Raw genomic sequence first — 15,470 nt, 5'->3', positions numbered from 1 at the left:
CTCCCCTAGTTACTCGGTTACTTACTTCACTAATTAACCACTAAACCGATGAACCGTCAAGGGCAGCCGCACGCGAATTTGACAGACCAACCAAATGATCCGGCCTTACTGCACGGTAGGTGGGTCTACTGTGCAGTAAGGCCGGATGAAATGGCGGGGCTCGGTGCTACTGGACCCCCACCCACCAGATGAGCAGCATGGTCACCAAGAAACCGGTGAGGTAGTTCAGCCATAAGAAGGTCTTCCACCCGGCATTGGCTCGGCCGGAATCGGCGTCCGTGACGGAACGGAAGCGCAGCACGTTCCCCAGGTACGGCACTGCCAGCAACGCCGCGAATTGCCCAGGCCAGTCGGTCAGTAGCATCAACACCCCGGCGCCGGCATACAGCAGAGCGGAAACCCACACCGTGGGGCGGGCACCGAGCACCGTGGCCACGGAAGCCAACCCGCCCTCACGGTCGGGAACCACGTCCTGGACGGCCCCGAACATTTGCGAGGCCATGCCCCACAGGAAGAACCCGGCCAGCAGCGACCACAGTCCCAGGGTGAAGTCCGCGCCGGCCAGTACGAGTCCGTACACCGCCGGGGACACGAAGTGGGTGGCGGACGTCAGCGCATCCAGGAACGGCTTTTCCTTGAACCGCAGCCCCGCCCACGAGTAGGCCACCACCGCGAACAGGGACACGGCGAGCACCGCGATCGACCACGGATTTCCGGTGGCCAGCGCCCAGCCCACCAGGACCACCACGAACGGGACCGGCACCACACAGGACGCGAGTAGCACCGAGCGCCGCGCGGACCTGTCCACCACCGCGCCCTCCACACCGCCCTTGCGGGGATTGCGGAGGTCGGATTCGTAGTCGAACACATCGTTGATGCCGTACATCGCCAGGTTGTAGGGCACCAGGAAGAACACTGTTCCGAGCACCACGAGCCACCACGGCAGCCCCCCGGTCAGCAGCACCGCCGCCGCGAACGGGTAGGCGGTGTTGACCCAGCTCAGCGGCCGGGAGGCCCAGAACAGTTTGCTAATCACGCGTCTCCCGCGGGTTGTCGTGTGCAGTACGGCCGCCCGTGCGGGCGCCCGGCTCGCGGTCGTCCGAGATGCCTCCGGGCACCCGCCCCGACGCTACCCGGCCACCCAAGAGTAGCCACAGCGCCGGTAGTAGGAGCACCCCGGCCAGGGGATACGCGAAGTCTTCGAGTGGCGCCAGCCCCACCTGTACCCCGGAAATGTTCTGATCCGTGTAAGTCATGATCCCCACGGCGATCATCAGGTTGTCGAACACCGCCGTGAGCACGAACAGCAGCACGGTCGAGGCGCCCAACGCGCCCCAGAACACCGGGCCCGGTCTGCGCAGCAGCACCGCCACCACTAGCACCAGGGCGGCAAAGCCCAGAAAGATGAAGTTCACGTCCCAGTACGTCACGGGCGGTCCCCCTCGGGCGAGCGCGAGCGCAACCACCGCCACAGCACGGGCGCGCCCAGGATGTAGATCATGGTTTGGTAGCACAGGAACGCCAGGAATAAGACCTCTTCGATCGGAAGCTCGGGTGCCACGAAGATCCCCAGCGTGAGCGAGTTGTCACCGTGCCAGAAGAGCCCGTGGAAGATGGCCACCACGTCCCACGCGAGGAAGAACGCCACGCCGGCGACCAGCACGATCCAGGCTCGCACCGGCGCACCCGACCAGAAATAGAGGTCCCAGCGGCGGTCGATCAGGGCGTAGCAACCAATGAACACGAGCAGCATCAACAGGTACATCAGGTGGTGCGCCCCCCGGGCGCCGTCTCCCGAACCGCGTCAAGCACCACTTCGGACGAGATGAGACACATGGGCACCCCGATTCCCGGCCGCACGGACGAACCCGCGTAGAACAGCCCCTTGACTCCCCCGTCGCTCACACCCGGCCGGAACAACGCCGATTGCGCGAGTGTGTGCCCGGGGCCGAGCAGAGAGCCGCGCCACGCGTTGACGGTGGACACGAAATCACCGGGGCCGTAGGTTCTGCGGACCACGATGCGTTCCGCCAGGTCTTCGATGCCTGCCCATCGGGCGAGCTGGGCCACCGCGGCATCGGCCACCTTTTCGACCTGCGGTGCGCCCGGCTGGTTCACCTCGCTCGTGTGGATCCCTCCCCGCCCCCAGTCGGGCACGGCCGGTGCCGGGACCAGGATGAACAGGTTCTCGTCCCCGTCCGGAGCGGCCCCCGGGTCGGTTGCGGAGGTCATACACACGTAAATGGACGTCTCGTCCGCGAGTTCCCTGCCCTCCGCTATCCGCGCAAAGTTGTCCGGCCAATCCGCCGTGAACAGCAGGTTGTGGTGGACCAGTTCGGGCAGCTTTCCGCGCACGCCCAGGCACACGAGCACACCGGAGGGTCCCGGGTCGCGGTGCTTCCAACGCGACTCGGGTGCGCGGAACGGCTGCGGGAGCAATTGAGTTTGTAGGTGGTGCAGGTCGGTCGCACCGACGACGACGCTCGCCGCCTCGCGCTCCCGGGTTCCGTCCGCCAGGCGGTACCGTACGCCGGTGACGGCGCCGCGGCGTCGTCGGCCGAGTGGCACCGCAAAACCGGACGAGCTCACGTCGATGCCGGTGACCGTGGCGCCGGTGACGATGTCCACGCCGACCTCGCGGACGAGCCGTTCCATGGCGTCAACGAGCGCGGCGAACCCACCCTGCGGATACTGCACTCCGTCCGTGAGATCCAGGTGGCTCATCAGGTGGTACATGGCCGGGGCGGAATCCGGGGCCGCGCCCAGGAAGACCGCGGGGTAGCCCAGGATCTGCCGCTCGCGCGGGTCGGGGAACCGCTTGGCAATGTAGCCCTCCATCGAGTTGCTCAGCAGCGCGCCCAGCCGGGGCAGGTTCTTGAGCACCTCCGGAGTCATGAGCTCCCAGGGCTTGGTGAAGTTGGTGTACAGGAAGTACCTCTTGGCCAGCTCGTAGACCTCGGCACCGGACTGCAGATATTCCTTGAGCGCCGTTCCGGAACCCGGGTCGAGGTGCTCGAAAAGTTCTTCCGCTTCCCCGGACACCACGTCCACGGGGTGCGAATCACGGTGCTGTTCGAAGAACGTGCGGTAGCCGGGGGTCAGCTTCTGCAGGTCCAGTTCCTGCTCGGCGCCGGATCCCATGAGGCGGAACCACCGGTCGATGACCTCGGGCATGAGGTACCAGCTGGGTCCGGTGTCGAAGCGGAAGCCCTGGGCGGACCAGCGACCCGAGCGCCCACCGAGGATCTCTTGTTGCTCGAGCAGCAGGACGTCGTGGCCGTCCTTGGCCAGCAGGCCGGCCGTGGCCAGACCCGCGAATCCGCCGCCGATCACCACCGTGCGACTCATGAAACACCTCGCGATCCGGCACCGGAACCAATGCCCGCATCGGAGCGTGGCACCCGTCTGGATCCCGCGAGGACGCGCGCGGCAATGCGCGTCTTGACCGCGGTGGGCACGCTGATGCGCCGTTGGGTCAACGTGGCCGCGGGTACCGCGGCGATCCTGCGAGCCAGTTCGTGGAACAGGCCGTGGGCCAGCAGTACCGCGCGGCGGGCACGCCGGTCGAGCGCGAGAATCCCGGGTACGGCGGCGTCGAGATCCGCGTGGAGATCGGCAAGCAACTCGTTTTTCTCGGCCTCACCCAATTCGGCGGGGTCCGTGTCCGGGAAGTACGTGCGGCCCAGTTGATCATGATCAGCACCGAGATCCCGCAGGAAGTTGACCTTCTGGAACGCGGCACCCAGCCGACGTGCGCTCGCGCGCAGCAGCTCGCGCTGATCGGGGGTGTCAGCACGCGTGCCGGGCAGGCCCATGAACACTTCCAGGCACATGAGACCAATGACTTCCGCGGAACCGTAAATGTAGGTTTCCAGCGACTCGGGGTCGTGTTCGGACACGTCCAGATCCGCGCGCATGGACGCGAAGAACGGCGCGGTGAGTTCACGGCCGAATTCGTGGCGGCGGGCGACATCGGCGAACGCGTGGACCACCAGGTTGGTCGAGAACCCGCTGGTCAGGCCCCGTTCCACCTCGGTTTCGAGTTCGTCCAGGGCCGCACGCACGGGACCCGTGGCCAGCCCGGCGGCAGAGGCGGTGCCGTCCACCACTTCATCGGCCACCCGCACCAGGGCGTAAATGCTGGAAATGTCCCGGCGGCACTCGCGGGGCAGTGTGCGGCACGCCCAGGAGAAGGATGTGGAGTACCGCCCGATGACCTGGCCCGCTGCCGCGGCGGCTGTGCGGGTGTACAGCGGCAGAGGTGCGCGCGAGGATACCTCGGGTCGAGTCACTTACTTCCTCCGATGCAGCACGTAATGACAAATGGCACTGAGCTCGGCGCGTTCTGCGTCCGGCAGCGGCAGCCGCTCCAGTGCGTCCTGCGCGTCGGCCACAAGTTCTGCGGCCAGTTTCACGGCCCTGGTCTCGGCCCCGGCTTGTGCCAGTGCCGCCTTGACCTGCGCCACCGTGATGTTTCCGGCGGCGAATTCAACGAGTGCTTCGCGTGCGTGGGCATCCTGCATCCCGTGAGCCGTGAGCACGGTGGCCTTGCCCTCGCGCAGGTCCGCTTCGGTGGATTTTCCGGTCACTCGTGGGTCCCCGAAGGTTCCCAGAACGTCGTCCACCACCTGGTAGGCCACGCCGATCCGCGAACCCGCCCGCGCGAGGCGAGCGGCGTCCTCCTGGTTTGCGCCGGCCAGCAACGCGCCGGCCCTGAGCGGGGCCTCGAACGAGTAGGTGGCGGTCTTGAGCCGCTCCATGTTGAGGATGTCCTGCACGGCGGGGTGCTGCTGTCCGTAGCGATGCATGGACAGCAGCACGTCGTCCAGCTCACCGGCGGCCGAGGCGGTCACAGCATCGAACACCACTGCGGACACGGCTCGTGAGCGCACCGGATCGGTGGTGCACGTGGTGGCCAGTTGGAGGGCTCCGGCCAGCAGCAGGTCACCGCCGATGATCGCGACCGCCTCACCCAAGTGCTGGGCTTCCTCCGACGGCGCCCCCACACTGTGCGCGTCCCTGCGGTAGAGCTCCCCCACCGTGGGCCGCCCGCGACGCACGGGATCGCGGTCGACCACATCGTCGTGCACCAGAAGCGCGGCATGCAGTAGCTCGAAGGACGCCGCCAGGCGGACACACTCGGGATCGGGGGCGATGCGGGCGTCGCCAGACATCTCGGGATCGGGGCGCCCATCGAAAGCCCGCCAGGCCAGGCGTGTCAGACGCGGTCGCAGCAATTTTCCGCCCGTGACCTGCTCACGAATCCGCGAGCGCAATACCGGAAACCCGGGGCTGCATCGAATCGTGCCCCTGAGGCCGTCGAAATAGGCGTCCAGTTCTTCCGTCACCGCCACGCAGAAGTCGTCCCACCCGGGATCGGAGGTGGCAACCGCCCCGCCGCGCAGTGGCACGGGAAAAGGCTGATGGGTTTCGGTCAACCGTGAAGAGCTCATGCGCGCTCCTCCCCGGTTGCCAGGGGTTCCCCGGGATCCGCCGGTTGCGCGGCCCGGGTGGGTCGATCCCGGAGTTCGTCGCGGTAGCTCTCCATACTGGCCGCGGTTCCCGTGAGAAAAGACAGGACCGCGGCACGCCCGCGCTCATCGAGCTTCTCCAGTTCTTCCTCGACCATGCTCATCATGGGGTACACGTGCTCCATGGTCGTGGCGCGGGACGCGTCCACCGCCCGAATGATCATGCGGCGGCGGTCATCGGGATGGGGCTCACGCACCGCGTGCCCCGCCCGAACCAATCGATCCACCACTGCCGTGGCCGCCGCACTGGTGATGTGAAGCGCGCGAGCCAGCTCGGTGGGGCCCATGGGGTGGCGCATCAAGATGGCCATCGCGTGATAGTCGGTCTCCTTGAGACCCATGATCCTGCGAACCTGATAGCCGATGTCGTCATTGACGCGCACCACGCGGCGCAGCTCGCGGCTTTGAGGGCTGACGACATCGGGTCTGAACCGCGACTCAGCCATCAAGAACCTCGAAATTCTAGGAATTAGAAAAGTTGATCACCATGATGCTTGAAAAGCCTGTGAACTGTCCAACGCGACAAGGCGTGTCTGACTGGTGGTTCCACCTCAGCGCACCCGTTGCAGAGCATCCAGCACGGCGTTCCCGTAGCCGCCACCAAAACGGATCGCGTGCACCAGTAACGGCGGCACCTGGTACCACGGGACACGTTCGCGCCAACCGTCGGCCAGGGGGTAGACCTCGTCGTAGGCGGTGAAGCACGCTTCACCGAACCCGCCGAACAGCAGCATCATGGCCACGTCGTATTCACGATGCCCGTAGAACGAGGACGGGTCGATCAGCCAGTTGCGGCCGTTGGCATCGATCACCCTGTTACCGGCCCACAGGTCACCGTGCAGCAGACTGGGCGGCTCGACCGGCCCGGCCAGTTCGGCCGCACGGGGCGCCAGTTCAGCCAACAGGTCCGACGCCGCAGGGTCCAGTTTTCCCGTGTCGACCGCCGTGCGTAGCAACGGTTCGATCCTGCGATGCAAGAGAAAATCGGCCCAGTCGTCGGTGGGTGAGAGATCCACCGGGAACGAGCCGATACGCTGCGGCAGCTGGGGGTCCAGGGCGCCGAAGTGGGGCGCATCCGCGCGGTGGATCCAGGCCAGGCCGCTGCCGCATTCGGCTTCGGTCGTGGACCCGCCCGCGCCGTTGGATTCGTCGATCCATTCCAGGACCAGACCCTGATCGCTCACGCGGAACACGCGGGGGACGGACACCTCCGCCGGTGCCGCCGCGCGGAGCGCTTCCAGGCCGGCCGCCTCCAACTCGAGCACACCGGCCGGCGCGTCGAGCATGGTTTTGGCGAACAACGGCCCGTCAGGGGTGTCCAGGCGATACGCGGCGGCCGTGTCCCCACCGCTCAGCGATCGCACTCCCGTGACGTCAAGGTCGGCAACGAGGTCTTCGGGCAACTGGTCCATGGTTCTTCTTTACACCATCCCCGCGACATGCGCAGGGCCCCCTGCCACACCGACGACCCGCGCTCACGGGACCACACGATGGAGTCCACGCGTTCCGGGGTGTGATGTGCACCGCCCAAACCTTGTGCTAGTGTCTTCCGCAACAAGGATCAAGAGTCCCGGTGTGAAGCTCTGGCTAACCGGGCGGCAACCCTCCAGCACGTAGCGGGGTGCCCCAGATGAGGATCCGGCCGCCGCGCAACCGCACGGCGAGCAAGTACGGCGCACGGAGCAACCTCCGGCGTCAAGAACCGCCGGAGGTATTTTTATGCCCGCCCTGTCCACACCCCGGGTCTCCACGCAGACCGTCGCCACCGGCCCGCCCACGGGAACCTCGTGGTTGGTGCGCAGACCGCGCCGCGAATCCCTGATCTCGTTCGAGGTGTTCCCGCCGCACCCCGCCCGCGATCCCGCGGCCGTGTGGCGCAACATTGACGCCATGGCCGCTGCCGGTCCGGATTTCTTCTCCGTGACCCACGGTCACTCCGGCGCCAACGGGGTGTCCCGCGAAACCCTGCGGCACCTTCTGAAGCAGACCAAGACCCCCGCGGTGGCCCACTTGACGTGCGGTGGCACCGACCGCGCCGGCCTGGAACGCGCCGTGACGGATTTGCTCGACGACGGCGTGCGCGACCTTCTCGCCCTGCGTGGCGATCCACCCGTGGGTGGTGGCGAGTGGACCACCCACCCGGGTGGCTTCGATCGGGCATCGCAGCTGGTCGAGCTGATCCGCGAGGTCGAGGAACGCATGTTCGGGGCGTGCGAGCGCCCCGGTAAGCGCCCCGTCTCGGTGTCCGTGGCCTGCTACCCCGTGCCCGCCAAGGGCCGAGATTTCGAAGCGGACCTGGCGGCACTGTGGGACAAGCAGCGGGCCGGAGCCGACTACGCCATCACCCAGGTCCTTTACGACGCCCAGGACTATGTGCGGTTCCTGGAACGGGCGCGCTCGGAAGGTATCCACATCCCGATCGTCGCCGGGCTGGTGCCCCTGACGGACATCAAGCGTTTGGGTCGGATGGCCGAGCTGACCGGTGTGCCGATCCCGGAGCGGATCACCGCCTTCCTGAACACCGACGATCCGGCCGAGCTGCGTCGCCGGGGCATCGCGGCAACGCTAACCCTGATCGACGAGCTACTGGACTTCGGTTGCCCGGGCCTTCACTTATTCACGTTCAACCGGCCGGACGCCCCGCTGGCCATTCTCGACCACCTCCGGGTGCGCGACGCCGCCCGCAAGTTCCGCGGGAGCACCTCCGCGGCCTGACCACAGCCCAGCTGCGGTGTCCCCGCAGCCACAGCAACACCGCGCCACCCTACCGACAGAACCCTCTCGCTACGGTCCCAGCGACCGTGGCTTCCCACAACACACCCTTTTACTTCAGGAGCACCCCCAATGACTGCCATTTCCAAGACCTCGTTCCCCGCCGCGACCATCCTGGGATACCCCCGGATCGGCCCCGACCGCGAGCTCAAGAAGGCCCTGGAGGCCTACTGGTCCGAGCCCACGGAGAACCCCGCGCAGACCGTCCTGGACACCCTCACCCAGCTGCGCGAGCGCACCGTGGGCCGCCTCCGGGACCTGGGCCTCAGCGAGCCCTCCGCCGTCCCGTCCGACACCTTCGCCGTGGACCAGACGCTGGACACCGCCCTGGCGCTGGGTGCGGTTCCGGCCCGGTTCCGCGCGGACGGTTTCCGCCCCGCCGCTCCGGACACCCCGCAGGGCATTGAGTTGATCACCGCTTTGTCCCGGGGAACCGATCACCTGGAGCCGTTGGAAATGACCAAGTGGTTCGACACCAATTACCACTACTACGTTCCCGAGATCGGCCCGGACACGCCGCTCTCCGCCCACCCGGAAAGCTTGATCGAACGTTTCGTGACCAGCCGTGACACCACCGGTGCGATCACCCGCCCCGTGCTGGTGGGCCCCGTGACACTGTTGCTGCTGGCCCGCCCGGAAGCCACGGACGCGCCGGGTACCCAGCCCATCGATCGGCTCGATGACGTGGTGGATCTATACATCCAGCTGCTCACCGCGCTCAAGGACGCGGGTGTCCCGTGGGTCGAATTGGACGAGCACGCCCTGGCCGCCGAGGGCTGGGACGTTCCCCACGACACCATCATCGACGCCCTGACCAGGGCCTACACCCGCCTGAGCTTCCCCTCCACCCGCCCCCACATCTTGGTCGCCGTGGGGTACGGGGACGCGGGAGAGGCCGCCCAGCTCGCCCTTGCCGCCACCGATATCGAGGCCCTCGCCCTCGACCTCGACCGCGGCAATGAACCCGGTGAGGCCGCGCTCGAGGCGTGGGGTGAGCGCCCGCTCGTGGCGGGCGTCGTCGGCGGCCGTACGGTGTGGCGCACCGATCTGGAGAAGGCCTCGGAAACCCTGTGCCGGCTCAAGGACACCGCGCGCGGCCCCGTGGGAGTGGGCACCGCGACCCCGCTGCTGCACGTCCCGCACGATGTGGAGCGGGAGACCGCCCTGGATCCGGACATCAAGGAATGGGTTGCGTTCGCGGATCAGAAGGTCGCCGAAGTCGTTACGCTGTCCCGCGGGCTGAGCGACGGCTGGTCCACGGTGGCCGCCGAACTCGGCGAGGACGCGCAGATCCGCTCCCGCCGAGCCGCGCACCCGGCCACGCACCGCCAGGAGGTTCGCGCCCGCACCGCGGCCGTGCAGCAGCGGGACCGCGAGCGCGCGTCGGCCGATGAGCGCCGCACCGCTCAGGCCCAGCGCCTGAACCTACCGCCGCTGCCCACCACGACCATTGGTTCGTTCCCCCAGACCCCCGGCATCCGCACCACGCGCGCCGATTTCCGCGCCGGCCGCATCGACCAGGCCGAGTACACGGAGAAGATCCGGGCCGAGATCGCACAGACCGTGCGCACGCAGGAAGAGCTCGGCCTGGACGTGCTGGTGCACGGTGAACCCGAGCGCAATGACATGGTGCAGTACTTCGCCGAGGGTCTCGACGGATTCGTCACCACCCAGCACGGGTGGGTGCAGTCCTACGGTTCGCGCTGCACGCGCCCGTCCATCCTGTTCGGTGATGTCTCCCGCCCGGCGCCCATCACGGTGGACTGGACCGGTTACGCGGCATCGCGGACGGACCGCCCGGTCAAGGGCATGCTGACCGGCCCGGTCACCATTCTGGCCTGGTCGTTCGTGCGCGACGACGCTCCGGCCCGCGAGGTCGCCGACCAGGTGGCCCTGGCACTGCGCGACGAGATCTCGGACCTCGAGGCCGCCGGAACGGCCATCATCCAGGTGGACGAACCCGCGCTGCGCGAGCTGCTGCCGCTCCAGCTGGCCGACCGCCCCGATTACCTGGACTGGTCCGTGGGATCGTTCCGCCTGGCCACCGGCGGCGCGGGGACCGCAACCCAGATCCACACCCACCTGTGCTATTCCGAGTTCGAGACCGTGCTGGACGCCATCGACGGCCTGGACGCGGATGTCACCACGCTGGAGGCCTCGCGCTCCGGTTCGGGCATTGTGGACGGACTGGCCGCGGGCAACTTCCCGCGTGACGTGGGCCCCGGCGTGTGGGACATTCACTCCCCGCGCGTGCCCACCTTCGACGAGGTCGCGCAGCGCGTGCGCCACGCCGCCGAGGTCATCGGCGCGGAGCGCGTGTGGGTTAACCCCGACTGCGGTTTGAAGACCCGCGGTTGGCCCGAGACCCGGGCAACCCTCGATCGCCTCGTGGCCGCCGCCGTCACCGTCCGTGCGGAATTGGCCAACGACGACGCCGACCCTGCGGACATCACCGCTCGCGCGGCGGAAGGGAGCCTCCTGTGACCGAGCACGTCAACGCCCCCTTGGGCGCCCCCATTGTGACGCCCATCCACCACAGCGCCGCGTACGCGTTCGCCACCCTGGCCGACGCTCGGGCGGTCTTCGCGCAGCGCGCCTCCGGCTACACGTACGCCCGCACCGGCAACCCGAACGTCACCGCGTTGGAATCCGCGGTGACCAAGCTGGAACGCGCCGAGTGCGCCGTGGCCACGTCATCCGGGCAGGCCGCGGTGACCCTGGCGTTGCTCGCGCTGACGGGACCGGTCAACGGGCACGTGGTGGCATCCTCCCATCTGTACGGCGGCACCGTGGATCTGCTCACGGACACCCTGGCCGAGACCGGGTTGACCGTGACGTTCGCCGATCCGCGTCGCCCCGAGCAATGGGAGGCCGCGGTGACCCCGGAGACCCGCGTGTTCTTCCTGGAGTCGATCGCCAACCCGCTCGCGGATCTCCCGGAGCTGGCGGCGATCGCGGACATCGCCCACCGCAACGGTGCCGTGGTGATCGTGGACAACACCGTGGCCACCCCGCACCTGTTCACCCCCGGCGAGCACGGGGCGGACCTGGTGGTCCACTCGGCCACCAAGTACCTCTCCGGTCACGGCGGTCCCCTGGGCGGTGTGCTGGTGGACACCGGCACCTTCGACCCCACCGAGAACCCGGAGCGTTGGCCGTGGCTGACCACATCACAACCGCGTTGGGGGGGCCGCTCCCCCGTGGAAGTCTACGGCGCCAAGCGTGCGCTGTTGGGCGTGGCCCGCTGCAAATACCTCAATGACCTGGGCCCGTGCATGAGCGCCATGACGGCCCACGAGATCCTGCAGGGAATCTCCACGCTGGGAGTGCGCGTGGAGCGCCAATCGGCCACGGCGGCGTCGTTGGCGGCAACCCTGAACCGGCACCCGGCCGTGGCCCGTGTGCACCACCCGCATTTCGGCGGCACACGGCAGGAAGAACTGTACGAGCAGGGCGGCTACCGGGGCGCCGGCGGGGTGTTCTCGATCGACCTCAACGGCACCCCCGAGCAGGTCGAACACGTGGTCGATTCCCTGCGCCTGATCAAGCTCGCCGCCAACATCGGCGACGTGCGCACCCTGGTGGCTCACCCCGCGAGCATGACGCACTGCCGCCTGACCCCCGAGCAGTTCCGGGCCAGCGGCATCACCGAGCAGACCCTGCGCTTCACCGTGGGTCTCGAGGACGTCGCGGACATCACCGCGGACCTGTTCCAGGCGCTGTCCGTGATCGCGGACGCCACCGAGGCGCCGGCACCGCGGGAACGCCACCCCCACACCGCCCGCGCCACCGCCCACCAGCAGAAGGACTCTTTCCATGACCATCACTGATTTCTCGCTGCCCGGCCTGGCCACGCGCGCCATTCACGCCGGCCAGGAACCGGATCCGACCACCGGTGCCGTGGTACCGCCGATCTACCAGACCTCCACGTTCGTGCAGGACGGCGTCAACGAGTTCCGCACCGGCGGCTACGAGTACAGCCGAGGTTCCAACCCCACGCGCAGCGGTTTCGAGGAACAGCTCGCCGCGGTGGAGCGCGGCACCCTAGCGTTCGCGTTCGCCTCCGGCATGGCCGCCGAGGATGCCCTCTTGCGCGCCGTCCTCACGCCCGGCGACCACATCGTGTTGGCCGCGGACGTGTACGGCGGCACCTTCCGCTTGGTCGATCAGGTGCTCTCCAAGTGGGGTGTCACGCACAGCTTTGTGCCGTCCGCGTCCGCGGACGACGCCGCCGCGACCGTCCGCCCCGGCGAGACCAAGGTGCTGTGGTTGGAAACGCCGTCCAATCCCCTGCTTCGCATCGCGGACATCGCCGCGTGGGCGCAGGTCGCCGACGCCGCCGGGGCCCTTTTGGTGGTCGACAACACGTTCGCGTCCCCCGCCCTGCAGAACCCCCTGACCCTGGGAGCCCACGCGGTGGTGCATTCAACCACCAAGTACATCGGCGGCCACTCGGACGTGTTGGGTGGCGCCGTGGTGGTGGGCAACACCGAGTGGGACGGGCAGCCCCTGAGTGAGCTGATCGGTTTCCAGCAATTTGCCGGCGGCGCGGTGGCCGGTCCCTTCGACTCCTTCCTGGCCGCGCGCGGGTTGAAGACCCTGCCGTTGCGCATGGAACGCCACTGCTCCAACGCTCTGGCCGTGGCCCGCTGGCTGCGCGAACGGGACGATGTTCTGGAGGTTTTCTACCCCGGGCTCGAGGAGCACCCCGGTCACGACCTTGCAACACTGACCCTGAACGGGGGCTATGGCGGCATCATTTCGTTCCGGCCCCGCGGTGGTGAGGCGGCAGCCCACACGTTCGTGAAGACCACGCGCCTGTACAACCTGTCCGTGAGCTTGGGCGGCGTGGAGTCATTGACCTGTGTGCCCCACAACATGACTCATGCTTCCCGAGTGGGTACCCCCCACGAAGTTCCCCGGGACCTGGTCCGGCTGTCCGTGGGGATCGAGGACTTGCAGGATCACGTGGCGGATCTGGATCGGGCCCTGGCCGCAATACATTAGTCAACCGTCTGCGGTTGATGCGACGCGCTGGCCGGGCTTACGCATGAGCCCGGCCAGCGCGTCGCTAGTCGCCTCGCAGTTGGGCGATGTCGATTTTTTTCATGGTCATCATGCGTTCAAATGCCTCGGGCCGTTTCATCAGATCGTCGGTGTCCACCGGCACGATCTGCCAGCTCACACCGAACTGATCCGTGCACCAGCCGCATTGCTCGGCCTCGGGCACTGCTGAGAGGGCTTCCCATAACCGGTCGATCTCATCCTGGTCATTGCAATTGACCATCAGTGACACCCCGGGAGTGAAGCTGAAGTCCTGCGCCACCCCGGAGTCCATGGCCGAAAACCATTGGCCTTCCAACGTGAAGTCCGAATACATGACAGTGCCGGGCACTGCAGGACCCGTCTGGTCCGCGTAGGGCACGAACGTTCCGAGATTGGCGTCCCCGAATACTCCCGTGTAGTACTCGACGGCTTGCTTGGCACGGTTCTGCGCCTGGCCACCGAACATCAGTGAGGGAGTCACGAAGGGGCGCGGTTCGCCCCCGGGATTGGTGAGCATGAGCTGCCAGCTCACGCCGTAGCGGTCCTGCACCCACCCGTAGTACTCACTGAACGGGTAGGTGTCCAGAGGCATGAGCGCGGTGCTGCCCTGAGAGAGTCGGTCCCACACCCGTTCAAGCGTGGCCCTGGCATTCTCGTCTCTGGACGGATCGAAGTTCAACATGAAGGAGATCGCCGGGTTCGGCGTGAATTCCTCGCCCGCATTGATCAAAAGAACCTGAAATCCGTCGATGTCCAGGACTGCCGTGAGCAGTTCGCCCGCTAAGTCCTTCTGGAAGTCCAGGAGACCTTCCGTGGGGTAGTTGGACGAATCAACCAGGCGCGTGTTGGGCAAGGCCTGTTCGTAGAATTCGGCGCCTTCCGCTGCGTTGCCCTGGAACCAGAGGTTGGGCACAATTTTTTGCATGGGATCCTCCTCGGCCGGTTCTGAAGCGAGCTGACCCACGGGGATCAACGGCGCTGGGTCCAGTATTGACCCACCCGGCAGAGCTGGCAATGATCCAGCGTACCCGGGCGGTCAGGGAGTGGGCATGCCGCCGTTGACGTTGAGGGTCTCCCCCAGAACGTAGCTGGACTCGGGTGAGGCCAAAAATACGTAGGCCGGTGCGAGCTCGGTGGGCTGACCTGCACGACCCAGCGGCGTGGACTGGCCGAACTCGGGCAGCGCCTCGGTCGGCTGGCCGTCGCTGACCTGCAGGGGTGTCCAGATGGGGCCGGGAGCCACTGCGTTGACGCGAATCCCCTTGGGTGCGAGCTGCTGCGCCAGGCCCTTGGTGAAGTTGTTGATCGCGGCCTTGGTCGACGCGTAGTCCAGCAGGATGGGCGGTGGCTCGTAGGCCACGACCGAGCTGGTGTTGATGATGGACGAGCCCGCGGGAAGGTGCTTGAGCGCGGCCTTGGTCACGCGGAACATCCCGATGATGTTCAGGGTGAACGTATCGACCAGTTGCTCGTCGCTCAGCTGCTCGAGGCTTTCCGCAATGACCTGCCGGCCGGCATTGTTGACCAGGATGTCCAGACCGCCTAGCTCGTTGACGGCGTTCTCCACGACCGTCGTGCAGAACGCCCGGTCCAACAGGTCACCCGGGATCAGCACCGCCTTGCGGCCGGCCTTCTCAATGACAGCCTTGACGACTTGCGCGTCCGGCTCCTCGTCCGGAAGGTAGTTGAGGGCGACGTCGGCCCCTTCCTTGGCGAACGCGATGGCAACGGCGGCACCGATTCCGGAGTCCGCACCCGTGATCAGCGCCTTACGACCCTCCAGACGACCCGTACCACGGTAGGATTCCTCTCCGCGGTCGGTCTTGGGTTCGAGCTCTACGTCCAGGCCCGGCTCGGACTGGTGTTGCTCCGGCGGCTCAATAGCGGGGTAGCGCGTCACCGGGTTCTGGAAGGTCAACTGATCCGTTGTCTCCCGGTTCGCGTCCTGCTGTGCATCATTGCTGGTGTCGCTCATGTCCGATTCCTCCCTCGTCGCAAACTGGTTTTATCAGCCTACTGATTTCTTGTGGAACCAGACAGGGGTTCAGAAGCGCGGCGAGGGTTTCTATGAACAAGCGTTAAATGCAGTGAAGGGGCACCAACCGTGGTTGGTGCCCCTTG

Annotated in this window: 14 protein-coding genes and 1 riboswitch; of the genes, 4 read left to right on the top strand and 10 right to left on the bottom strand. The window is 67.1% G+C overall.

Annotation, left to right across the window (positions count from 1 at the left end):
• Nucleotides 1–166: 166 nt before the first annotated feature.
• The 8 genes from AC3ENJ_RS11055 to AC3ENJ_RS11020 form a co-directional block, all read right to left on the bottom strand.
• On the bottom strand, nucleotides 167–1,036 hold the full coding sequence (locus AC3ENJ_RS11055) for a prenyltransferase (RefSeq protein ID WP_190782070.1): 870 nt from the start codon (nucleotides 1,034–1,036) through the stop codon (nucleotides 167–169).
• The gene (locus AC3ENJ_RS11050; RefSeq protein WP_431814089.1) at nucleotides 1,029–1,430 is read right to left on the bottom strand and encodes a lycopene cyclase domain-containing protein; all 402 of its coding nucleotides are present in this window, start codon (nucleotides 1,428–1,430) and stop codon (nucleotides 1,029–1,031) included. The genes AC3ENJ_RS11055 and AC3ENJ_RS11050 overlap by 8 nt, the downstream gene beginning before the upstream one ends.
• Entirely contained in the window at nucleotides 1,427–1,765 is a 339-nt protein-coding gene (locus tag AC3ENJ_RS11045) for a lycopene cyclase domain-containing protein (RefSeq protein ID WP_431814088.1), read from the bottom strand. The genes AC3ENJ_RS11050 and AC3ENJ_RS11045 overlap by 4 nt, the downstream gene beginning before the upstream one ends.
• Nucleotides 1,765–3,348: a phytoene desaturase family protein gene (crtI, locus tag AC3ENJ_RS11040; protein WP_431814087.1), complete on the bottom strand. Its 1,584-nt coding sequence runs from the start codon at nucleotides 3,346–3,348 to the stop codon at nucleotides 1,765–1,767. Before crtI ends, AC3ENJ_RS11045 begins: the two co-directional genes overlap by 1 nt.
• On the bottom strand, nucleotides 3,345–4,292 hold the full coding sequence (locus AC3ENJ_RS11035; protein WP_431814086.1) for a phytoene/squalene synthase family protein: 948 nt from the start codon (nucleotides 4,290–4,292) through the stop codon (nucleotides 3,345–3,347). Before AC3ENJ_RS11035 ends, crtI begins: the two co-directional genes overlap by 4 nt.
• Entirely contained in the window at nucleotides 4,293–5,453 is a 1,161-nt protein-coding gene (locus AC3ENJ_RS11030; protein WP_190782075.1) for a polyprenyl synthetase family protein, read from the bottom strand.
• Nucleotides 5,450–5,977 carry a MarR family winged helix-turn-helix transcriptional regulator gene (locus AC3ENJ_RS11025; protein WP_190808067.1) on the bottom strand — a complete coding sequence of 176 codons (528 nt, stop codon included), beginning with the start codon at nucleotides 5,975–5,977 and terminating at the stop codon, nucleotides 5,450–5,452. The genes AC3ENJ_RS11030 and AC3ENJ_RS11025 overlap by 4 nt, the downstream gene beginning before the upstream one ends.
• A 105-nt stretch (nucleotides 5,978–6,082) precedes the next feature.
• On the bottom strand, nucleotides 6,083–6,943 hold the full coding sequence (locus tag AC3ENJ_RS11020) for a fructosamine kinase family protein (RefSeq protein WP_431814085.1): 861 nt from the start codon (nucleotides 6,941–6,943) through the stop codon (nucleotides 6,083–6,085).
• A gap of 147 nt (nucleotides 6,944–7,090) precedes the next feature.
• Nucleotides 7,091–7,208, top strand: a riboswitch (SAM riboswitch).
• 42 nt (nucleotides 7,209–7,250) lie between these two features.
• On the opposite strand from AC3ENJ_RS11020, the gene AC3ENJ_RS11015 reads away from it, so the two are divergent.
• From AC3ENJ_RS11015 to AC3ENJ_RS11000, 4 genes are all read left to right on the top strand, one after another.
• Nucleotides 7,251–8,246, top strand: a complete 996-nt coding sequence (locus tag AC3ENJ_RS11015; RefSeq protein WP_431814084.1) for a methylenetetrahydrofolate reductase — start codon at nucleotides 7,251–7,253, stop codon at nucleotides 8,244–8,246.
• A 129-nt stretch (nucleotides 8,247–8,375) separates the two neighbouring features.
• Entirely contained in the window at nucleotides 8,376–10,787 is a 2,412-nt protein-coding gene (gene metE / locus AC3ENJ_RS11010; protein ID WP_431814083.1) for a 5-methyltetrahydropteroyltriglutamate--homocysteine S-methyltransferase, read from the top strand.
• Nucleotides 10,784–12,133, top strand: a complete 1,350-nt coding sequence (locus AC3ENJ_RS11005; protein WP_431814082.1) for an aminotransferase class I/II-fold pyridoxal phosphate-dependent enzyme — start codon at nucleotides 10,784–10,786, stop codon at nucleotides 12,131–12,133. Before metE ends, AC3ENJ_RS11005 begins: the two co-directional genes overlap by 4 nt.
• A complete protein-coding gene (locus AC3ENJ_RS11000; RefSeq protein WP_431814081.1) occupies nucleotides 12,120–13,310 on the top strand; it encodes a cystathionine gamma-synthase in 1,191 nt (396 codons plus the stop codon). Before AC3ENJ_RS11005 ends, AC3ENJ_RS11000 begins: the two co-directional genes overlap by 14 nt.
• 64 nt (nucleotides 13,311–13,374) lie before the next feature.
• On the opposite strand, the gene AC3ENJ_RS10995 is transcribed toward AC3ENJ_RS11000, so the two are convergent.
• Together AC3ENJ_RS10995 and AC3ENJ_RS10990 are read right to left on the bottom strand one after the other, a co-directional pair.
• Nucleotides 13,375–14,274, bottom strand: coding sequence for a VOC family protein (locus tag AC3ENJ_RS10995; RefSeq protein WP_190782082.1), 900 nt, complete (start codon nucleotides 14,272–14,274; stop codon nucleotides 13,375–13,377).
• Between the two features lie 111 nt (nucleotides 14,275–14,385).
• Nucleotides 14,386–15,324 carry an SDR family oxidoreductase gene (locus tag AC3ENJ_RS10990; RefSeq protein WP_190782083.1) on the bottom strand — a complete coding sequence of 313 codons (939 nt, stop codon included), beginning with the start codon at nucleotides 15,322–15,324 and terminating at the stop codon, nucleotides 14,386–14,388.
• Nucleotides 15,325–15,470 lie beyond the last annotated feature (146 nt).

This window comes from Kocuria sp. cx-455, assembly GCF_057707085.1.
This window is presented reverse-complemented; position numbering and strand designations above follow the sequence as displayed.